We start from the raw sequence: 20,225 nt of genomic DNA, 5'->3' as shown, positions 1-20,225 counted from the left end.
TTGGTCGGCAGAGGGGAAACGCGAGGACCGTGCCTGGCAGCACGGTCCTCACGCAACCCCCCGGTTTTCTGTCCCGCACGCGGGACCCCCGCGTAGTGATCTAGGATGGAATCTCGACGAACTGGGCCGAGACGTAACCGCTGAGGCCAGAGACTGGATCGTCGACCGGGACCCAGTCGCCAACCGGCGACCCCGTGACCGTCAGCTCAGTGCCGGCGGCAACCACCGTCAGAACCTCGCCATCCGTGGCCGGTTCCGCGCGGAGATTGATGTCGGCTGTCGCGATGACGGTGGAACTGACCGCAGCCGGGGCGGTGGTGATGGTGCTCAATCCGCGTCCGAGATAGATATAGACCAGCGACGATTCGTCCGCGCCACGGATGACCGAGATGCCGGAGAATCCCGAGTCGTTGCGCTCGCGCAGGCCGACGGCCAGCTCGTCTCCATCCTGGATTCCGCCGATTTCACCGCATGCCACCAGGGTGGGATCATCCGCGCTGACGCGAATAGCAATCGAGTGCCGCTCGCCGATCAGGTCGTCCAATGGCGAGCGAACCGTGGTTACGCTGCGGGCCACCAGGGCCGCAGGCGGCACGCCCACGACGCCATCGGCATCGCTGACCTCGAGCAGTTCGAAGACTGTGGCGCCGGAGGCGGCATCGCAGGTGCCCTGGATGATTTCTGCGTAATAGGGTGGGAGCGCGGCATCCTCCGCGCCGGTCTTGGCGATCGGGAGGCAGACGGAAACACCGCCCGTCCCGGTGCCAGTCCCGGTTCCGGTGGTCGTGCTGGTGCCGCCAGTGGACGAACCACCGACCGCAGCCGGAGTAGGTGTGGTCACGATGACCTGGGCGCCGCCGGAGGTGGTGTCGGCGGAGGCGAATTTGGGGCCCAAGGCTGCGACGCCAGCGAGAATCGGGAGCTGGCGAAGCACTTGGCGCCGTGAGGGCGCGTACGTCAGCGCTCGGGCGAGGGCGTCGAAACGACGGGCATCCATCCTACGTTAGGCTCCTTCCATACCGTGCAGCGGGAAGGGCCTTGGGGGATGGCCTATTGAGCACGAATCATTGACTGTGTACATGCTACTCGTTCGTACAGAACGTGCAAGATTTTCCTGTCGGGCACGTTTGTACGCTAGCAACGTCACTTTGCAGGCGTTCGTACGCATTGACAATGCGGCACACTCGACGATAACGATGCAGAACGTACAAATCGAACGTTCAGAATTCCCCAGACTTTGCGGTTAATGTGCGCGCAACCGAGGGCGAAACAGCAACGAACAACCGAGAGGCGGGGAGGACGTTGCGAGGGCTTTTCGGGAACGCGGAATGACAGGACTCCCTCGATTCTTCGCGGGAATCGAGGATCCGCCGCATGGTGCGGCCCCTTGACGTGGATGCTACGGCAGCACCGGGAGCAGCGCGAACCGGATCGACGACGGCCGCCCGTCCGAACCGGTGTCGCCGTAGTCGGCGACCGCGGCGCGTACCCAGCCGGTGGAACCGTCGCCGAGGTCGATCAGGTACGAGAGCTGATAGGCATCGGCACTGGTGCCGGTGCTGGCGGATTGCCCTGCATCGACGGCCAGGACGTTGTAGCGCGCGCCGGGATAGAGATCGAGCAGCCCGATGCTGGTCGCGTCGGCCCATTGCCAGGGAAACGATGTCAGGTCCACCGGAGCATTCCAACCCGACGGGACAACTACCGTCAGCGGACCATCTGACAGGAGGCGGTTGCCGATTTCGTGCGTCGGGTTGCGCCAGCCCATACCGGACGGAAGTTCGGGCGCTTCCATTGGCCAGTATCCGGGGCCGGGCGCGCAGTTGTAGCCACAACCATAGGGATAACGCGGTGTCTCGCCGTTGATCTCGGCGCTGTAGAGGAAGGTGCGCAGCTCGAAATGCAGGTGGCTTGGCGCGATCCATCCTGGCACGGAAGCGACCGTAGCCAACTGTTGCCCCCGGGTGACGTGCGATCCCTCGGCAACGGTGACCGATTCCGGGTTCAGATGGCCATACATCGAAAAGAGCGTCGGGGAATGCTGGACCACGACGACACGGCCGGGATAGTCGGACCCAACGAAGACAACATCCCCTTCGGCCACTGCCAGGACGCTGGCCCCAGCGGTGTCGGCTCCATCCTGGCGATACCAGTCCTCCGCGGTGTGCCAGTTGCCTGGGTTGTACCAGGTGTTTTCTGTCTGGAATCCGTGACGAACCAGGAATCCGTCACCGGGGATACCGCCCGGATTGGCGATCGGAAGCCCAAAGGCAAAGGTCGACTGCGCTCTCCCTGTTCCCCGAAACGCAAGCGCCAACCCCGCGGCGCCCAACCCACCGAGCAGCCGTCTGCGATCGAACCCCGAACCCATGCACTGCCTCCTCTACGTTCGAATTCGGCAAAATAGTACGCTGGCAGCGTCATGTTTGCGATTTCTCCCCAAGAGCGTGAGGAGGGTACCGCGTGTGTGATCACGGGTAGACCGGTGGGTTTCACTTTCCGCAAGTGTTCTTTCAGCATGCTCGGGACGTTGGAGCGCGGTGGGTTCGAGCGTCTTGCGCTGCTGATCCGGAAGGAGCGGCTGACGAGAGCCAGAGAGGCTTCTCCGGAATCGACATGAAGCAAGTGGGGAAGAATGGGTTCAGGATTGGAGGGCGTGGTCGGCTGCCTCGATGGCAAGGCGGCATCGGACGGTGATTTCTTCCGTGAGATCGAGCGGTCCGAGCTCGCTCAGCGCGAACCAACCAACCTTGTCCATTGGTGAGGCGGGTTCGCCAGTGGCGTAGTAGATCAGGTCGATGTGCTGGTGATTCGGGCCGATCTGCTCGAGCTGGATTCCGGCAGGCGTCACGAGCTGCATCGGCAGTGCCGGATCGTCGAATGCCAGGGTCGAGCCACGCAGAAGCGTGCAGGCCACACCCGTCTCCTCCATGACTTCGCGCACCGCAGCCTCATCCGGCAGTTCGTTCGGCTCGATGTGGCCGCCTGGCGGCAGCCAGCGATTCAGCTTTGCATGGAAGTGCAGCAGCACCCTATCGTCATGTACGACGAAAACGGCTACCGTGAAATCGCGGGTCTGCGGCGATTCGATCATGCGGGGCCGGGCGAATCAGTCGCGCCGTTGGACGATGCGTCCCGCTTCGTCAACCACGCGCTTGCCGCAGCTTCGACCCATTTCCATTCGATTTCGGGTTCGAGCTCGATCGTCTCGTACTCGCTGGCCTGCGCGGCCGATCGAAGCGGATCGACCTGTTCGGGAGCCGGAGTGAGGTACTCGGACGCTTGCTCGTCCAGCCAGTCGGCCAGGATTGCCTCGGCATCGATCGACGACGGTCGTTGCGCCGGCGCTTCCGGCCAGGGGGTGGCGCCAACCGGTGCGGTTGGATCGTACGCGGCGCCTGTGTAGCGGGCCGACATCGCCTCCGATTGCTGAACCATTGCAGCGGCTTCCGCTCGATCGTCATCCAGCCAGCGGCGCGCCCATTCCTGCGCCAGGAGGGTCGATGCGGTTTGATGGCTCGTTTGTCCACTCGGCTGGGTTGGCGCCGACCATCCGGAACTGGCGCGCAGGCCGCGTTGCGGCGCGGGGGTTTCGGGTTCCGGCGAGCGGACGATACCGCGCGCCAGAGCGATTGCCCCGACCACCAGCGTGTGGAACGTCAGAATGAACACCCAGGTGCGCAGTGGCTGCGCGACCCAGAGATCGCCAGGAGAGCTATAGAGATTCCAGGGCAGCAAGACCATGAGCGCAACAAAAAACGCGCCAGCGTCGACCGCCAGGAACCCGGTTCCGGTGAGCCAGTCCAAGATGGTGCGCCCGCTCGGCGCGCGAAACTGTGAAGTACGTGCGTACGCCATGATCGTTGGTTTTCCTATCGGTGCGTTCCGGTAGCTCCGGGCGGAGCACAACTGGAACCCTCCCGGCCTTTCTTGCGGTTAGCAGCCGCGACCGAAGGGCGAACGACACCGTTCCCTCATCGCTCAGTGTAGTAAAGAAACCGATCCGGGTCCAGACTGAACGGTCGCCTTTCCTGGCCAGATCGACGGCAATTTGCCTCGAAATGACCCACAAACCAGCGAATCGGAGCGCACAACACTGCTCGTCTCGAAATCCAGCGCACGCAATTCGATTGGACTGGACAATTCCCGCGGATTTGCTCGCTCACGGCACGACGCATGATTTGTCCGCAAGAGATGAGCGCGAACTTGAGAAGCGGGTCGGTACGGTATGATTTCCCGCAGCGCGAAGCAACGTTCATCCGGCGCGGTTTTCGTGCTGTCTTGCGTCAGGGGAGTTCCTGGCGCGCCAACGATAACTGGTCACGTCCGCCTGTACCGACCTGGCCCAGGCAGCGGAGTGCGCATAGGCATGGATAGCTTCGTTCCCGTTCCACCCAAAGAGGCGTATACGCCGAAAACGCCAATGCGTTGCCCGGTTTGCGATCAAGAGCTGACCGATGTTCAGATCCGCGATTTGGGGGGTGTGACGGCCGACATCGTCTGGCAGGTGCACGCCGGTTACTGCCCGGTGGACGGCTGGTTCCAGGCCGAAGTCGTCTCGCGGCCGCCGCGGGAGATCTTCCCGGTGCATCGCCCGTTTGGCGCGGCGCGACGGCTCATGCTCAACAACAATGAGATTTTTGCTTTTGCCACTGTGTGGAACGACGTTCCGTCGGACGTCAAACGTTCACGGGTCGACCCGCTCGATCCGCAATACTGGCGTGTCCGGAGCCGCAAGGCCGAAGGCGCGCGCTGACCGTTTTCCCGCCCGCGCTCGTTCGTCCGCCCACCTCGCACTATCCGATCCGATCTGGGAGTTGGTCCTGATCGATCGCTAGAGCACGTTTCAGGATGGAAAGCCGGCCAACCGCTCCAGCACCAGTGCCACCGGATGAACTCCCTGTTGCCCCCGACCCGTTGACCGAGTCGTTGTTTGCGAAAGCGCGGGGCATCACGCCCATTGCGCTCTTGCTGGTCCTGCTACTCGCCTACTTCCTCATCGAAATCAAAGCGGTGCTGATGCTCATCATCATCGCGTATCTCTTCGGAACCATCATCGAGCGGCCGGTCAACCACTTGCAGCGGCGGCATCTGCCACGCGGGCTTAGCATCCTGCTCATCTATGCGGCCATCATCGCCTGCATCGCCGTGCTGGTCTATGTGCTTGCTCCCACCATCTCGCAGGAGGCCGACATCTTCCGGCGCGAAGCGCCGGATCAACTGCGTGAATTGCAGGGGACCTGGCGATCGAGCGACAACGGCATTCTGAGCGGCCCGGGTGTGGACGGCCTGCAGAACCTGATCGAGGCCATTCAGCGGCCGCCCGATATCCCGGACGATACCGCGCGCGGGCTCGTCTTCGGCGTTACCGGCGGACTGCTGGGGGTCATCAGCGTCTTCGTCATCACCTTCTACTACTTGATGGAGAAGGACTTCACACGCAGTTTGTTGTTGATGCAGTTTCGACCGTCGACGGCCTCCCGCATCCGGCGCACGCTCGACAATGTCGATCAACAGCTCGGCCGCTGGATGCGCGGCCAACTGACCCTTTGCCTCATCATCGGCATCACGTCCACTATTGCCTACGGATTGCTCGATGTCCGCTTCTGGCCGGTGCTCGGGCTGATCGCCGGAGTCACTGAGGCCATTCCCATCATTGGGCCGTGGATTGGCGGTATTCCCGCGGTTGCCATGGCGCTCACGCAATCGTGGGAAAAGGCGCTCATGGTGGCTGGCGTGGCCATTGCGATCCAGTTCACAGAAAACTGGGTGCTGGTGCCGCGGGTGATGAAGGGCGCGGTCGGCCTCACGCCGCTCACGGTCTTCCTGGCGTTGCTGGTTGGCACCGAGTTCATGGGTGTCATCGGGGCGTTGCTGGCCATTCCCATCGCGGCGGCGATCCAGGTGATCGTTTCGGAATACATCCGCGCGCGCCGTGAGGGTGACAACATTCCCGCGACGTCGAACTGGCGCTGGCTTGGCGACCGCCACTTCCTTGGGCGCACAACACGCCCGCCCACCACCGTCCCGCCCCCGGCGAGCCCATACACCTGGCCCACCTCGGACGATCGAGGCGAATAGTCGTCAGCCAGCGGAAAGCGGCAAGAACGGGCGGCTCCCGACTGCCTACTGACGACTTCGTTTCACCGGCCGCATGAGGAGCTCTACGGCTTCTTCGTGGATCTCGAAAACCCAGCCCTCGACAGTGACGATGGCTGGCGAGCTGATCTCGCCGTGCCGCAATTCGACCTTGCGGCCGGAAAGCTCATATATCGTGGCCGGTTGCAGCGCGAAGGGGTGGCGCGGGTTGCGATAGACCTGGCGTGTGCCGCCCGCGAGCTCGACGGCTTCCTCGGCCAGCGCCTGGGCCTCTGCTTCGGTCAAGAGTGTCTTGGTTTCGTCGCTCGCCATCCTGCCCCGCGATCGTTTCGCCGAATCGTCTGGCTAATTCTGCTATGTTCCTGCAAAGAGCGCACCGACTCTGCACTGGAAGGATTGCATGCCCTATGCCGACCGACTCGTTCGACTATCAAGCGACGATCGACGAGATGATGCCCGGCGTCATTGCCGATCGCCGTCATCTGCACCAGCATCCCGAGCTGGCATTTCATGAGTTCGAAACTGCCGCCTTTGTGGCCGACCGTTTGGCCTCGCTCGGGCTCGAGGAGATCAAGACCGGTGTCGGAAAGACTGGCGTGACCGGTTTGATCAAGGGCACCGGTTCCGAGGGAAGCGGGAAAGTGCTCATGCTACGCGCCGATATGGACGCGTTGCCGATTCTGGAAGAGAACGAGGTCGAATACGTTTCGCAGAATCCCGGCGTGATGCACGCCTGTGGACACGATTCGCATGTCTCCATGTTGCTTGGCGCCACCAAAGTGCTGATGGACCGGCGGGGCGATTTTGCGGGCACGGTGAAAGTCCTCTTTCAGCCCGCGGAGGAGGGGGGCGGCGGCGCATCGGCAATGCGCGCCGACGGCGCGCTCGAGAACCCCACCGTCGACGCGGCAATGGGCATTCACATTTGGCAGGATGTCCCGTGCGGCGATGTTTGGGTACGGGAAGGCACTGCCATGGTGGGAGTGACGGGGTTCACCATCATCGTCAATGGCAAAGGCGGGCACGGCGCAAGTCCGCATCTGACGTTCGATCCAATTGTGGTCGGCTCCGCGATCGTCAATGGATTGCTGACGCTGGTGTCACGCGAAAAGGACCCGGTGGTGCCCGAAGTGGTCAGCATCGGGTACTTCCGCAGTGGCAATGCGGCCAATGTCATTCCGGACACCGCCGAACTGCGTGGCACGATCCGCTCGGTGACCAAAGCGCAAGGCGAGGAGGTGCGAAACCGCCTCGAAGCGCTGGCAACGGGAATCGCCGCATCGATGGGAGCGTCGGCCACGGTGATCTTCGGAGGATCCGCGCCACCGCTGGTCAACGATCCGGAGATTGCGGCCATCGTGCGTGATGCCGCCATCGAGGGCTTCGGGGACGAGCGCGTCTCCGCTGGAAAACTGATGAGCGTATCGGAAGACTTCGGTGAATTCCTCGATCCGGTGCCCGGTTGCTACTTCTTCATCGGTAGCCGCAACGAGGAGAAGGGGTTCGTTTACGGGCACCACCACCCGCGTTTCGACATCGACGAAGAAGCGATGGCCACCGGCATCGAAGCGATGTCGCGCGCGGCGATCAAGTATTTGCAGAGCTGACGAACGTCCAAAGTCCGGAGTCCATGGTCCAGCGCAATGCTGGGCGCTCTGGACACCGGACACTGGACCCGGGACGTGAACGAGAAAGGACAACAACACGCATGGTCGCTTCCACGCGGGACCTGAAGAACGATATCGACGAGATCATGCCCGGTGTGATCGCCGACCGGCGGCATCTGCACGAGCACCCAGAACTGGGGTTCCAGGAGTTCGAAACCGCCAAGCTGGTGGCCGAGCGGCTGGAATCGATGGGGGTCGAGGATATCCGCACGGGCATTGCGGTCACCGGCGTGACCGGGCTGATCAAGGGCACGAAAACGGGTGGCCCGGAGAAAGTCGTGCTCGTGCGCGCCGATATGGACGCCCTGCCGATTCTGGAAGAGAACGACGTCGACTACCGTTCCAAGATCGACGGCAAGATGCACGCCTGTGGGCACGACGCGCATACCTCGATGCTGCTCGGCGTGGGCCGGCTGCTGCTCGACCGGCGCGATGAGTTCAGTGGCACAGTCAAGTTGCTCTTCCAGCCGGCCGAAGAGGGCGGCGGCGGCGCGCGTGTCATGATCGAGGAGGGAGTGCTCGAGGATCCGCCTGTCGATCTCGTCTTCGGTCAGCACGTGGCGGCTGAGATCCCGGTTGGAAAAATCGAGCTGCGCGGGGGACCGTGCATGGCGGCCGCGGACCGGTTCGATATTCTCATCAAGGGACGCGGCGGACACGGGGCGCAACCGCACCTGACGGTCGATCCGATCGCGGTGGGCGCGCAGATCGTGACCGCGTTGCAGACCATTGTGGCGCGCGAGGTCGACCCGACCAAGGAAGCGGTCGTCACGGTCGGAGCATTTATCGCGGGCGATGCCTCCAATGTCATTCCGGACACCGCCACCATGCGCGGCACGCTGCGCTCGTTCGATCCCGAGGTGCGGGCGTTGCTTGGGCGCCGTGTGGGCGAGATCGCGACTGGCATCGCGTCGGCCATGCGCGCCGAGGTGGAGTACCGCTACGATCCGGGCTATCCGGCCACTATCAACGATCCAGTCGAGACCGAGAAGGTGCGCGAGATCGCGGCTGAGGTCGTCGGCGAGGAGAACGTCATTACCCACGACCTGCAGATGGGAGCCGAGGACTTCAGCTACTTCCTGGAGCGGAAACCAGGTTGCTTCTTCTTCACCGGAACGCGGGATGAAGAGAACGGCATCTACTGGGGACACCATCATCCGAAGTTCGATGTTGCCGAAGATGGCATGGCGGTCGGCATGGAGGTAATGGTCCGCACGGTCCTGAACGCCTTGAACGAGGAGTAACCGCACGCTTCGAGCGGGTTGGTGCGGGCACACCGGGAGCCAGGACTGGCTCCCGGTTTTCTATGTCTGGATGACGTGATTGGTGCGAGACACCGTGCGAATCGCGCGAAAAAGGGCGTACAACTTACCGCCCGGTCTGTGAACGGTTCACAACTCACGATCTTCTTGACACCGAAAACGGGGACTGCGTAGTATTTTGCCCATTGATTTGGGAGCGCTCCCACAAATGGGAGCTGATAGTGCCAGTAGCGCCGCGATTTTCGTGGCCGCGCTCTCACGGCGATGGAGCCGGATGTGACGACGCTGGAAGAGATTGCAACGCTTGCGGGAGTCTCGCGATCGACCGTGTCCCGGGTCGTGAACGGAGACCCACGGGTGAGCGCCGCGGCACGTCAACGCGTCGAGGCAGTGATTTCCGAGCGTCACTATGTGCCCAACGCAGCCGCGCGCAGTCTGGCGTCGCGCCGTACCCGCATCATCGGATTGCTCATCTCTCCCTCGGTTGGCGTGATCCTCACCGATCCCTTTTTCACCCAGTTGATCGAGGGCGCGGTGCGCGCGGGCAACGACTCGGACTACATCCTCACGATCCTGATGGAGACCGGCGATTCGCCGCACACCGCCGATCGCATCTACCAACGCTTCATCCGTAGCCGGCATGTCGATGGCGTGGTGATTCTCTCCAGCGTGGTGGAGGACCCCATCGTTGCGCGTCTGCAAGGGGACAACTTTCCGTTCGTGCTGATCGGGCGTCATCCGCATCACACGGTGAACTTTGTCGATATCGACAATCGAAGCGCGGCGACCACTGCCGTGGCCCATCTGCTCCAGCACGGCTACCGCCGGATCGGCATCATCACCGGCCCGGCGAACATGATTGCCTCGATCGACCGGTATGCCGGCTATGTGAACGCGTTGCAGGAAGCCGGGCGCGTGCCCGATCCCGCGCTCACGGTCTATTCCGATTTCACCCGGCGAGGCGCCTATCGCGCGATGTCGCACCTGCTCGACCGGGGCAACGAACCGCCCGATGCCATGTTTGTGGCCAGTGACACCATGGCGTCTGGTGTGCTCCAGGCGCTGCGCGACCAGGGGTTGCGCGTGCCTGAGGATGTCGCCGTGATGGGGTTCGACGGTTTGGACGAGGCCCTGGTTTCGCAACCGATTCTATCGACCGTCTTCCAGCCGATTCGCGAACTTGGATCCGAGGGGGTCCGCGCGCTCATCGAGTTGTTGGAGCATCCCGATTCGGCTCCCATTCATCGATTTCTTCCCTATCGATTGCAGATCCGCCGGTCGTGCGGCTGCGTGGAAGAGAACAGCGCCTGCTCGGCAAACCCTGAAGGAGGTGCTGCGGCCTGACGCATTCGGGTTCACAGGTGAGCCCGATCTCACTCTTGGTTCGAACCATCCACATGGTGTGGAGGACGAAACGCGGACCGGCATCTGGGCCGGCCGCATGAAGACCAACGGAGGACTTCATCGATGACCGACGAACGGCTCAAGACACTCGAAACGATTGGAAGGCTCGTTAGCGAAGGCAAGATCGATCGCCGCCGCCTCTTCCAGACCGCGGCCGCGCTTGGCCTCACCGGCGCTGTCGGCGGCGCCTCGGTCGCCAGCACCGCATCATCGGCAATGGCGCAGGACAGTGGTGATCTCAACTTGGTCACGATCTCCCAGGAGCAGCAGGCGACCTGGATCAAGAACTTCAACCCGCTCAACTCGGCGGATACGTCCCGCTGGCCGACGCAGGGCGGTATCTATGAGCCGATGGCGATCTACAGCACGCCGCAGGGGCAGCTCAACCCCTGGCTGGCGGACAGCTGGGAGTTCAGCGAAGACGGCCTGACGCTCACCTTCCACATGCATCCGGGCGTGAATTGGTCGGACGGGACGCCGCTGACCGCGCAGGATGTGAAGTTCACCTTCGATCTCCTGATGTCGAACGAAGCGCTTGTCGGCACCGGCGCCATCCGCACCGCGTTGCCACATCTGTCTGGCGTCGAAGCTCCGGACGATGCCACGGTGGTCTTCACCTTTTCCGAAGTCTTCACGCTGGCGCTCTACGACATCGCCGAGCAGATGATCGTGCCGAAGCACATCTGGGAGACCATCGAAGATCCCGTGGCCGAACTCAACGAAGTGCCGGTCGGGTCGGGTCCGTTCACCAACGTCGGCCGGTTCGAGGCGCAGTACTGGGAACTGTTGAAGAACGAGAACTACTGGCAGGAAGGCAAGCCGATGATCGACGGCTTCCGCTTCCCGTCGTATCCCACCAACGATGCCGCCATGCTGGGCAGCCTCAACGGCGAGAACGACTGGTTCGCGAACTTCATCCCGGATATCGAGAACACTTTCGTCTCGAAGGACCCGGAGAACTTCCACTATTGGTTCCCCTCGTATGGCGCCACGGTTCACCTCTGGCTGAACACCACGGTGGCTCCGTTCGACAGCGTGGACGTCCGCAAGGGCATCAGCCAGGCGATCGACCGCGCGCAGATCGTGAACATCGCCATGTACGACTACACCCACCCGGCCGACTCCTCCGGGTTGAGTGACGCCTTCCCAGCGTTCAAGACCGAGGACGCTTCCACCCAGGGAGCGTGGGTCACGCTCGATGTCGACGCCGCGAACGCCGCGCTCGATGCGGCCGGCTTGACCAAGGATGGCGATGTCCGCAAGACCGCTGATGGGACGTCCATGGAGTACGAGCTGCTGGTGGTGACCGGTTGGTCCGACTGGGTGGCCGCGTGCGAGATCATGGCCGCTAACCTGGCGGAAGTCGGCATCAAGGCCACGGTCACACCCCTCGACTTCAACGCGTGGTACGACAAGGTGACCAAGGGTGAATTCGACATGAGCATTGGATGGAGCGATGGCGGCGCCACGCCGTACAGCTTCTACATTGGGTGCATGTCGACCGCCACAGTTCAGCCGGTTGGCACCCTGAGCCCGCAGAACTGGCAGCGCTTTGGTTCGGAGGAAGCCGATGCGCTTCTGGCCGAGATGGCAGCCACCAGCGACCTCGAAGCCCAGAAGGCGATCGTTGCGCAACTGCAGGAGCTGTACAACCAGAATGCGCCGGGCGTGCCGCTCTTCCCGGGTCCGCAGTGGGGCGAGTTCGTTACCCTCCGCTTCGACGGGTTCCCCAACGCAGACAACCCGTACGCGATTCTCTCGACGTACGACAACCCGGAGCGGCTGACGGTCATGACGACCATCGCGCCGATTGCCGCGGAGTAACGACCATCGGGAGCGCACCTGGCCCCGCGCATCTCGCATTCGCGGGGCCAATCGGAGTAGGATGGCGCCCAAAACGCCATCCTGCTCCCACGCTCCAACGGCGCTAGCGAGGGTTGACTCGTGAGATACATTGGCCGGCGGCTTGCCTTTTACGTTCTGGCATTCTGGGCGTCGATCACGCTCAATTTTTTCCTACCCCGTCTCATGCCGGGTGACCCGGGAACTGCCATGTTCGCCCGGCTGCAAGGCCAGGTCGATCCCTCGCAGCTCGAGTCGATGCGCAAGGCATACGGACTTTCGGACGAACCGCTGATCAATCAATACTGGAACTACTTGACCAGTGTGCTGCGAGGGGACTTCGGCACGTCCATATCTTCGTTCCCGGCGCCGGTCATCGATGTGATCCGCACGAGCTTTTTCTGGACCATCCTGCTCGGATTGGTCGCGCTGGTCATCAGTTTCGCGTTGGGGAGCCTGCTGGGCGTGATCGGCGCCTGGCGCCGCAACGGGTTCGTCGATTCGGTGCTCCCTCCCGTCTTGCTCTTTACCGGGTCGTTTCCCTATTTCTGGATCGCCACGGTGGCGCTCTTTTTCATCGGATTCAAATGGCAGTTGCTCCCGTTGCGGCATGCCTATTCAGACCAGCTCTCGCCCGAGTTCAGTCTCGAGTTCATGCTGAGTGTGGGAAAGCATCTGATCTTGCCGGCGGGCACCATCATCCTCGTCGCCATTGGTGGCTGGATGTTGGGGATGCGCAATGCAATGATCTCCATCCTGTCTGAAGATTACATAATGATGGCTGAGGCGAAGGGGCTGTCGCAGCGAAGAGTCATGTTTAGCTACGCCGCCCGCAATGCGTTGCTGCCGAGTGTCACTGCGTTTGGCATGGCGCTCGGCTTTGTCATTAGCGGCGCGCTGGTGACCGAGGTGGTGTTCGCCTATCCCGGGCTGGGGTATAGCCTGCTGGTGGCAGTGCGACAGCTCGACTACCCCTTGATGCAAGGGATCTTCCTGATGATCACGCTGGCGGTGCTGGTCGCCAACCTGATCGTGGATCTCCTTTATGTGCGGCTCGATCCGCGTGTGCGAACAGGCTAGGGGCACGCAATGTCGTTGCAGATACCGGTTCTCGAGCTCGAATCGGAGGAAGTCCGCGAAATCGGGCAAGAGCTCCCCGAACCCGAGCAATCGCGCTGGGCCTCGATCAAGTCGTACGCGCCTGGCTGGATCGCGCCGCTCTTTCACAGCAAGAAGGCCGTCCTGGGGATGGTGATCCTCTTCGTCTACGTCGCGCTGGCGTTGTTGGCGCCGGTCATTTCCCCCGGTGATCCGAAGGCGATGGTGGGTCAGCGTCATTTGCCGCCGTCACGCGAGTTCCCGCTCGGCACCACGGGATTGGGACGCGATGTTTGGGCTCAGACGATCTGGGGGGCACGGTTCACCCTGCAGATCGGCTTCCTGGTTGGTATTGCAACCACGATCGTCGGCTGCGCGATTGGCATGACCGCGGGGTACTTCCGGGGAAAGGTCGATGATGCGCTTTCGCTGATGATGAACGTCTTTCTGATCATTCCCACCATCCCTCTGCTGGTTGTGCTGGCCGCATTTGTCGGCAGCAAGAACTTGCTCTACTTCGTGGCGGTGCTCACGCTCACCGGCTGGGCCTGGCCGGCGCGCGTGATCCGGTCGCAGACGCTTTCGTTGCGGGAGAAGGACTTCGTCGCGGCGTCAGTGGTGGTTGGGGAAAAGGGTTGGCGCATCATCTTCCGGGAGATCCTGCCCAACATGCTCTCCATCATCGTGGCCAGCTTCATCGGGTCGACCATCTTCGCCATCGGCGCGCAGGCGGCGCTCGAGTTCCTGGGACTTGGCAATCCGAGTCAGGTGAGCTGGGGGACGAATCTCTACTGGGCGCAGAACGACTCGGGTTTGATTACCGGCGCATGGTGGACCTTCGTCCCGGCGGGCGTTTGCATCGCTCTGGTGGCATTTGCGTTCGCCATGATCAACTACGGCATCGACGAAATCACCAATCCGCGGCTTCGCGCCCGGTCCGGCATCGACAAGGTGCTCAAGCAACGAAAGGTGAAGACGACTGGAACCCGGGCCACACCCGTGCTCCAGCAGGCTGCGGCCACGCCAGTGGCGCCACGGAGTGTCTCATGAGCGAGGTCCAGCCCATTCTCGACGTCCGCAATCTGCGGGTCGAATACATGAGTCCGCGCGGCCCGGTGGTGGCGGCGGACAATGTGACGTTCTTCATCAAACCCGGCGAGGTCTATGGGCTGGCAGGCGAATCTGGCTGCGGGAAATCGACTGTGGCGCTGGCGCTCTTGCGCGTTCTTGGACCGCCGGCAGTGATCACTGGCGGAGAGGTCTGGTTCCGGGACACCAACGTATTGACGCTCGATGACCGGGAACTGGAGGCGTACCGCTGGCGCGATGTCGCCATGGTGTTCCAGTCGGCGATGAACTCGCTCAATCCGGTGATGCGGATTGGCGACCAGATCATCGATGCGCTGCAGGCGCACGAGCAGATGTCCGACCGGGGAGCGCGCGAGCGTGTGAAAGAGCTGCTCCAGATCGTCGGCATCGATCCGCGCCGTATCGACGCCTATCCGCATGAGCTTTCCGGCGGGATGCGGCAACGCGCCGTTATTGCCATGGCGCTGGCGCTCAACCCTCCACTGCTCATCATGGACGAGCCAACGACCGCGCTGGATGTGGTGGTGCAGCAGGAGATCATGCAACAGCTCTCGGATCTCAAATCGCAATTTGGTTTCTCGGTGCTCTTCATCACGCATGATCTCTCGTTGCTGGTCGAGTTTTCCGACCGGATCGGCATCATGTATGCCGGCGAGATCGTGGAAGAGGCTCCGGCGAAGGAACTGTTCAAGGACCCGAAACATCCCTACACCTTTGGACTGATGCATTCGTTTCCGCTGGTGCATGGTCCGCGTCGCGTGCTGACGGGGATTCCCGGCGCGCCGCCGAACCTGCTCGATCCACCGGTCGGCTGCCGGTTCAACAGCCGATGCGCGCTGGCGTTCGCGCCGTGCCCGGCGCAACGGCCGGAACTGCTCCAGCTGCCGGGCAATCGACAAGTTGCCTGTTTCCTGCAGGACGGCGTGCATGATTTCGATACCTCGAAGGCGATGCGCGCCACGATCGACGATTCGAATCTGATTGGAGCACGCCGGTGAGCGCGCAGGATCCCCAGCAGGACGAGGTCCTGCTTTCCGTTCGCAATGTCACGAAGTACTTTCCGGTGGGAACCGCTTTTCATCGGATGCAGTTGCGCGCGCTAAGCGACGTCAGTTTCGATCTGAAACGCGGTCATGTGCTGGCGCTGGTGGGAGAATCAGGTTCTGGCAAGAGCACGGCGGCGCGCTGCGTGGCCCGGTTGATCGAACCGACCAGCGGAGAGATCTGGTACAAGGGGCGGAATGTTCTGCAATCGGAAAAGACCGCGTCGCTGAGCTATCGCGGTGATGTGCAGATGATCTTTCAGGACCCGTTTGGATCACTGAACCCGGTCAAGACGATCGACCACACCCTGCGCCGCTCTCTACAAATCCACAAGAAAGCGCACGGCGGTAAAGACGCGGCTGCCAAAGTGACTTCGTTGCTGGACAGTGTGGGGCTTTCGCCGGCCGAACAGTATGTCAGCAAGTATCCCTACGAACTCTCCGGTGGACAGCGCCAGCGTGTCTCGTTCGCGCGGGCGCTGGCGGTCGAGCCGGAGATCATCCTGGCGGATGAGCCGATCTCGATGCTCGATGTCTCGATCCGCATGGGCATTCTCAATCTCATGGAGCGCCTCAAGCAGGATCGTGGACTGTCGTATCTCTATATCACCCACGACCTGGCCAGCGCGCGCTACTTCGCCGACGAAACCACGGTCATGTATGGCGGTCAGATGGTGGAGGGATCCGAAAGCGAGGAGTTGGTCACCCATCCGGCCCACCCATATACGCAGCGGCTGCTCGATGCTGTGCCAGATCCTCTGGCAGAGCACGGGGCCCTGGCCGGGCATCAACGGTGGGAGCCGCCGGTGCTGGTCGATGCACCACCCGGTTGCCCCTACGCGCCGCGCTGCCCACATGTCATGCCGGTCTGCCGGGACATGATGCCGGGCAGAACCCAGCTCAACGCGCAGCACTGGGTGAAATGCCATTTGCACGGACCGGGCGAGCCAAAGGCGTAAATCGATTCCCAGCGGGAATGGCGACGAATCGATATCGATCTGATCGATCGTTCGGGAGCGGGACAGAGGTCGCAGGGTCGAGGATCCCTGCGCACGCGCACGAGAAGACGAAAGGAAACACCAGGAAATGAAGATGCTCGGACTCATCGGATGCGGGGATGTCGCGTTTCGCACCTACATCCCCGGGATTCTGGCCGACGCCGCCCGCGCCACCGTGGTGGCCACATTCGATCCCATGCTGGAGCGCGCGCAGGCAGCCGCGGCCAAGTTCCCGAACGCGACCGCATATTCCGAGTTCGAGCCGTTCCTGAATCACGCTGGACTCGACGCGGTGTTCAACCTGACGCCAGCGCCGCTGCATGCCGAGGTTACCGGCACCGCGTTCGATCATGGGCTGCATGTCTTTTCCGAAAAGCCGATTGCCGCGACGGTTGCCGAGGGGCAGGCGCTTGCCAAACGCGCGAAGGATGAGGGGCTGGTCTATCTCTGCGCGCCGGCCACGATGGCGACCGACCGGTTTCAATGGATCAAGCGCTTCCTGGACGAGGGGCGGATGGGCACACCGACGGTTGCCGTGGGGCAAATGGCCAATCTCGGTCCGGCCAACTGGCGGCAGTACACTGGCGATCCGTCCGTTTTCTATAGGAAAGGCGTCGGGCCGATTCTCGATATCGGTGTTTACGTGCTGCACGGCATTACCGGACTGTTCGGGCCCGCCAAGCGCGTGCAGAGTTTCGCTGGTATTACGATTCCAGAGCGGACCGTGCTCATCCCGCGGCTGCAGGGCGAGAAGATCAGCGTAGAAACACCGGATGTCTCCATGATCCAGCTCGACTTCGGCAACAACAGCTATGCGCAGGTCCTTTCCAGCTTTGCGGTACCCGGTTCACAGGCGCCGGCGATGGAGGTGCATTGTTCCGACGCAAGCCTGACCATCTGGCTGGAGGACTGGTACAACGCAGCTGGCCCAATCGACTACTTCCAGCGCGACCCGTCCCCGGCCGGACTCGCTGGCTGGCAGAAACGGGTTGGGCCGCCTTCCCCGATCGGGCATCCAAACGAGAACCTGATCTGGTCCGGACCGCGTCATTTCGTGAGTGTGCTGAATGGCACGCAGGATCCCATCTTGACCGCGGAGCATGCCATTCATATTCTGGAGATCATCTTGTCATCGGCGGAATCTGCAACCAGCGGCAAGGCCATCGCGCTGAACACGTCGTTCTAGCCGCCAGAATTCGCCATCGGGAGGGTTCGCATGGCGAATCAGGACGCGCTTTCTGTTGTCGAGCAGTTCGGCGACGCGCTCAACGCGAAAGACATCGATGCGGTCATGGCGCTCATGACCGACGATTGCCTCTTCGAGAACACCTCCCCGTTTCCTGATGGGGAGGTGTTTCGCGGTCAGGAGGCGGTGCGCGCATTCTGGACCGACCTGGCGAAAACGCCAGGCATGCGCTTCGACGCCGAAGAAGCCATCGTTGCCGGCGACCGGGTGATCGTTCGCTGGCGCTATACCTGGACCAACGCCGACGGTTCCGAGGGGCATGTGCGAGGTGTCGACCTTTTCAAGGTGCGCGATGGCAAGGTTGCCGAGAAGCTTGCCTATGTGAAGGGGTAGCGAGCGGCGCCGTTCGACCGAAAAGCGAAGAGTACCCCGAAGCGCGACGGAGCCTGATGTGTTCCAATGCCGCAAGACGACAAGCGGCATGTTCGATGCGAAGGGAGCGGCGCAGAGGTGGTTTCGGCAAACGATCGGATTGGGGTGGCGATTTTCGGCGCTGGCAATGTCTCCAGCGGGCATCTCGACGCCTATCTGCACAGTCCGCGCTGTGAGGTGGTAGCTATTGGCAGCCGAACGAAGGCGGGGGCGGAGGCCAAGGCACACGAAGTCGGAATCGATCCGTCCACGATCGGTATCTACGACGATCTGGACGCGCTTCTGAGCGACCCAAACCTGGATGCGCTTTCGATCACCACACCCCACAGCCGGCATGCCGCCGATGTCATCGCTGCCGCCAACGCGGGCAAGCATTGCCTGGTCGAGAAGCCGATCGCAATGAACCTCGAGGAGCTCGAGGCAATGGACGCAGCCGTCACAAAGGCCAGCATTCGCACGGTCTGCGGGTTCGTGCTGCGCTTCAATCCGGCCACGTTGGCAACCAAAGCGCTGATCGAGGAGGGGATGCTGGGGGAGGTTCTCTATGTGCAGACCGACTACTGGCACAACCCCGAGCAAAGCGGGTATCCGGGATCGGAGGATCACCTGTCGAAGATGGACGCCACCGCCATGCTGCTTGGCGGGTGCCATGCGCTCGACCTGGCCCGCTACCTGATGGGGAGCGATATCGTCGAAGTCAGCGCGCTTGGCTTCCATGGTGCCGAGGACATCGTGCACTTGCCGGGGCAAACGGCTATCGTCCGCTTCGCCAACGGCAAAGCGGGCAAGGTTTCGGCTGCGGTCGAGCAATGGATGCCGTACCAGTTCAATGTCGATGTGCTCGGCACCGACGGCGGTTTGCGCGACAACCGCTTCTTCAGCCGCAAGCTTCCCGGTGTGACCGGCTGGATCGAGTTCCCGACCGTGCTGCCGAACAGCGGAGCGGTCAGCCATCATCCCTTCCAGGGGGAGGTCGACCATTTCCTCGATTGCATCCTCGAAGGCAAAGAGAGTCACGTAAACGTTCACGATGGGGTCAACACGCATCGGGCGTTGTTTGCGATCGATCGTTCGTGCGCCGAGGGCGGAGCGACGATTGTTGTTTGAGTTCGGAGGCGAGAGTCCAGGGTCCAGAGTCCGGCGCCCAGAGCGGGCGCGATCGGGGGAGACTGGACTCAGGGCGCCGCGTGTCGCGTGCGAGAATTGGAACCGCAGGACGGCTCGATTTGGGGCCGCACATGGAACAGGACAACGCGATGACCTTTACGCTCTCGTATGACTCCGGCAATCCGCTCAAGGTCGAGGCAGACGCGCTGATTCTGCCCATTCGCACCGACGCCTCGGGAGAATTGATCTTTGCGGGAGCGACCGCCGAAGCCAATTCGTCGCTCAAGGGCGAACTTCGGCAACTGGCCGCGGACGCCAGATTCAAAGGCAAGCCGGGCAGCCAACTGGTCATTCCGACGGTTGGCCGCATGAAGGCGCGCCGCGTGGTGCTTGCCGGGATCGGCGCCAGCGAAACGCTCGATGCGGAGTCGCTTCGCCAGGCGTGGGGCGCGGCAGTCACCGCCGCGCGCGACGCTGGCGCGAAGAAGGTCGTTTCTGCATTGCCGGAGGGAAGCTCGGGGGCCACGCTGGAAGGCGCGGTGCAAGGGGCGCTGCTCGGAAGCTACCGTTTTCAGACCTACAACGGCACGGTCAAGAATGAATCGCCTTCGAACGAGGTCGATTCGCTGACCTTCGTCGATCGCCAACTGGACGAGGACACGGTCAAGACCGCGCTGACCCGCGGGGCTGCGTTGGCCGATGCGGTCAACTTCGCCCGCAGCCTTACCCATGAGCCGGGTCATGTGCTCACCCCCGCCCGAGTGGGCGAGATTGCCAAGGAAGTGGCCAAGAAGGCCGATCTTGGCTGTGAGGTGTTTGGGCCGAAAGAGTTGGCCAAAATGGGCGCCGAGGCGATCCTCACCGTTGGGAAAGGGAGCGCGAGTCCGCCATGCATGATCCATCTGACCTATAAGCCGAAGGGCGCCAAGAAGGGGATCCGCTCGATCGGGCTGGTCGGCAAGTGCATCACGTTCGATACCGGCGGGTACTCGATCAAG

General features: G+C 62.4%; 19 protein-coding genes. 14 read left to right on the top strand and 5 right to left on the bottom strand.

Translation table 11 applies throughout. From position 1 onward, the window contains the following. Positions 1 to 100: 100 nt before the first annotated feature. From R2855_14745 to R2855_14730, 4 genes are all read right to left on the bottom strand, one after another. Positions 101 to 997: an SH3 domain-containing protein gene (locus R2855_14745; protein ID MEZ4532258.1), complete on the bottom strand. Its 897-nt coding sequence runs from the start codon at positions 995 to 997 to the stop codon at positions 101 to 103. Positions 998 to 1,399: 402 nt separating this feature from the next. Next, complete coding sequence (locus tag R2855_14740) at positions 1,400 to 2,371, bottom strand: M23 family metallopeptidase (GenBank protein MEZ4532257.1); 972 nt, start codon at positions 2,369 to 2,371, stop codon at positions 1,400 to 1,402. A gap of 270 nt (positions 2,372 to 2,641) precedes the next feature. After that, positions 2,642 to 3,094, bottom strand: coding sequence for an NUDIX domain-containing protein (locus R2855_14735; protein ID MEZ4532256.1), 453 nt, complete (start codon positions 3,092 to 3,094; stop codon positions 2,642 to 2,644). Beyond that, entirely contained in the window at positions 3,091 to 3,858 is a 768-nt protein-coding gene (locus tag R2855_14730; GenBank protein ID MEZ4532255.1) for a hypothetical protein, read from the bottom strand. The genes R2855_14735 and R2855_14730 overlap by 4 nt, the downstream gene beginning before the upstream one ends. 511 nt (positions 3,859 to 4,369) lie before the next feature. Between R2855_14730 and R2855_14725 the strand changes: the two genes are divergently transcribed. Both R2855_14725 and R2855_14720 read left to right on the top strand, forming a co-directional pair. Continuing rightward, positions 4,370 to 4,756 carry a hypothetical protein gene (locus R2855_14725; protein ID MEZ4532254.1) on the top strand — a complete coding sequence of 129 codons (387 nt, stop codon included), beginning with the start codon at positions 4,370 to 4,372 and terminating at the stop codon, positions 4,754 to 4,756. Between the two features lie 95 nt (positions 4,757 to 4,851). After that, the gene (locus tag R2855_14720; GenBank protein ID MEZ4532253.1) at positions 4,852 to 6,081 is read left to right on the top strand and encodes an AI-2E family transporter; all 1,230 of its coding nucleotides are present in this window, start codon (positions 4,852 to 4,854) and stop codon (positions 6,079 to 6,081) included. 45 nt (positions 6,082 to 6,126) lie between these two features. Here the strand turns inward: R2855_14720 and R2855_14715 are convergent, their stop codons facing one another. Then, a complete protein-coding gene (locus R2855_14715; GenBank protein ID MEZ4532252.1) occupies positions 6,127 to 6,411 on the bottom strand; it encodes a protein-L-isoaspartate o-methyltransferase 1 in 285 nt (94 codons plus the stop codon). Positions 6,412 to 6,506: 95 nt separating this feature from the next. Here R2855_14715 and R2855_14710 point away from each other — a divergent pair, with 95 nt between their 5' ends. The 12 genes from R2855_14710 to R2855_14655 form a co-directional block, all read left to right on the top strand. Further along, positions 6,507 to 7,706, top strand: coding sequence for an amidohydrolase (locus R2855_14710; GenBank protein ID MEZ4532251.1), 1,200 nt, complete (start codon positions 6,507 to 6,509; stop codon positions 7,704 to 7,706). 101 nt (positions 7,707 to 7,807) lie between these two features. Continuing rightward, positions 7,808 to 9,010 carry an amidohydrolase gene (locus tag R2855_14705; GenBank protein MEZ4532250.1) on the top strand — a complete coding sequence of 401 codons (1,203 nt, stop codon included), beginning with the start codon at positions 7,808 to 7,810 and terminating at the stop codon, positions 9,008 to 9,010. A gap of 294 nt (positions 9,011 to 9,304) precedes the next feature. Continuing rightward, positions 9,305 to 10,372: a LacI family DNA-binding transcriptional regulator gene (locus R2855_14700; protein MEZ4532249.1), complete on the top strand. Its 1,068-nt coding sequence runs from the start codon at positions 9,305 to 9,307 to the stop codon at positions 10,370 to 10,372. Between the two features lie 123 nt (positions 10,373 to 10,495). Continuing rightward, positions 10,496 to 12,256, top strand: a complete 1,761-nt coding sequence (locus R2855_14695) for an ABC transporter substrate-binding protein (GenBank protein MEZ4532248.1) — start codon at positions 10,496 to 10,498, stop codon at positions 12,254 to 12,256. A 120-nt stretch (positions 12,257 to 12,376) separates the two neighbouring features. Further along, the gene (locus tag R2855_14690) at positions 12,377 to 13,354 is read left to right on the top strand and encodes an ABC transporter permease (protein MEZ4532247.1); all 978 of its coding nucleotides are present in this window, start codon (positions 12,377 to 12,379) and stop codon (positions 13,352 to 13,354) included. A gap of 9 nt (positions 13,355 to 13,363) precedes the next feature. Beyond that, the gene (locus tag R2855_14685; GenBank protein ID MEZ4532246.1) at positions 13,364 to 14,422 is read left to right on the top strand and encodes an ABC transporter permease; all 1,059 of its coding nucleotides are present in this window, start codon (positions 13,364 to 13,366) and stop codon (positions 14,420 to 14,422) included. Then, positions 14,419 to 15,459 (top strand): ABC transporter ATP-binding protein, encoded by a 1,041-nt coding sequence (locus tag R2855_14680; protein ID MEZ4532245.1) that lies wholly within the window; start codon positions 14,419 to 14,421, stop codon positions 15,457 to 15,459. The genes R2855_14685 and R2855_14680 overlap by 4 nt, the downstream gene beginning before the upstream one ends. After that, positions 15,456 to 16,463, top strand: coding sequence for an ABC transporter ATP-binding protein (locus R2855_14675; GenBank protein ID MEZ4532244.1), 1,008 nt, complete (start codon positions 15,456 to 15,458; stop codon positions 16,461 to 16,463). Before R2855_14680 ends, R2855_14675 begins: the two co-directional genes overlap by 4 nt. A 127-nt stretch (positions 16,464 to 16,590) precedes the next feature. Next, complete coding sequence (locus R2855_14670) at positions 16,591 to 17,688, top strand: Gfo/Idh/MocA family oxidoreductase (GenBank protein MEZ4532243.1); 1,098 nt, start codon at positions 16,591 to 16,593, stop codon at positions 17,686 to 17,688. 30 nt (positions 17,689 to 17,718) lie between these two features. Further along, positions 17,719 to 18,081: a nuclear transport factor 2 family protein gene (locus R2855_14665; GenBank protein ID MEZ4532242.1), complete on the top strand. Its 363-nt coding sequence runs from the start codon at positions 17,719 to 17,721 to the stop codon at positions 18,079 to 18,081. Positions 18,082 to 18,198: 117 nt separating this feature from the next. Further along, positions 18,199 to 19,227 (top strand): Gfo/Idh/MocA family oxidoreductase, encoded by a 1,029-nt coding sequence (locus R2855_14660; protein ID MEZ4532241.1) that lies wholly within the window; start codon positions 18,199 to 18,201, stop codon positions 19,225 to 19,227. A gap of 131 nt (positions 19,228 to 19,358) precedes the next feature. Then, positions 19,359 to 20,225, top strand: an 867-nt coding sequence (locus R2855_14655; protein ID MEZ4532240.1) for a M17 family peptidase N-terminal domain-containing protein, incomplete at its 3' end; no start/stop codon positions are given.

The sequence above is a fragment of the Thermomicrobiales bacterium genome (genome assembly GCA_041390825.1).
In the GTDB taxonomy this organism is placed as follows: Bacteria; Chloroflexota; Chloroflexia; order Thermomicrobiales; family UBA6265; genus JAMLHN01.
The sequence above is the reverse complement of the archived record's forward strand: the minus strand, read 5'-3'. Positions and strand labels throughout refer to the sequence as shown.

Coding starts and splice junctions, on each gene's coding strand:
- R2855_14705 (MEZ4532250.1), top strand. CDS start 7,808: ATGGTCGCTTCCACGCGGGACCTGAAGAACGATATCGACGAGATCATG.
- R2855_14720 (MEZ4532253.1), top strand. CDS start 4,852: ATGGAAAGCCGGCCAACCGCTCCAGCACCAGTGCCACCGGATGAACTC.
- R2855_14730 (MEZ4532255.1), bottom strand. CDS start 3,858: ATGGCGTACGCACGTACTTCACAGTTTCGCGCGCCGAGCGGGCGCACC.
- R2855_14695 (MEZ4532248.1), top strand. CDS start 10,496: ATGACCGACGAACGGCTCAAGACACTCGAAACGATTGGAAGGCTCGTT.
- R2855_14670 (MEZ4532243.1), top strand. CDS start 16,591: ATGAAGATGCTCGGACTCATCGGATGCGGGGATGTCGCGTTTCGCACC.
- R2855_14665 (MEZ4532242.1), top strand. CDS start 17,719: ATGGCGAATCAGGACGCGCTTTCTGTTGTCGAGCAGTTCGGCGACGCG.
- R2855_14715 (MEZ4532252.1), bottom strand. CDS start 6,411: ATGGCGAGCGACGAAACCAAGACACTCTTGACCGAAGCAGAGGCCCAG.
- R2855_14710 (MEZ4532251.1), top strand. CDS start 6,507: ATGCCGACCGACTCGTTCGACTATCAAGCGACGATCGACGAGATGATG.
- R2855_14740 (MEZ4532257.1), bottom strand. CDS start 2,371: ATGGGTTCGGGGTTCGATCGCAGACGGCTGCTCGGTGGGTTGGGCGCC.
- R2855_14735 (MEZ4532256.1), bottom strand. CDS start 3,094: ATGATCGAATCGCCGCAGACCCGCGATTTCACGGTAGCCGTTTTCGTC.
- R2855_14685 (MEZ4532246.1), top strand. CDS start 13,364: ATGTCGTTGCAGATACCGGTTCTCGAGCTCGAATCGGAGGAAGTCCGC.
- R2855_14725 (MEZ4532254.1), top strand. CDS start 4,370: ATGGATAGCTTCGTTCCCGTTCCACCCAAAGAGGCGTATACGCCGAAA.
- R2855_14680 (MEZ4532245.1), top strand. CDS start 14,419: ATGAGCGAGGTCCAGCCCATTCTCGACGTCCGCAATCTGCGGGTCGAA.
- R2855_14745 (MEZ4532258.1), bottom strand. CDS start 997: ATGGATGCCCGTCGTTTCGACGCCCTCGCCCGAGCGCTGACGTACGCG.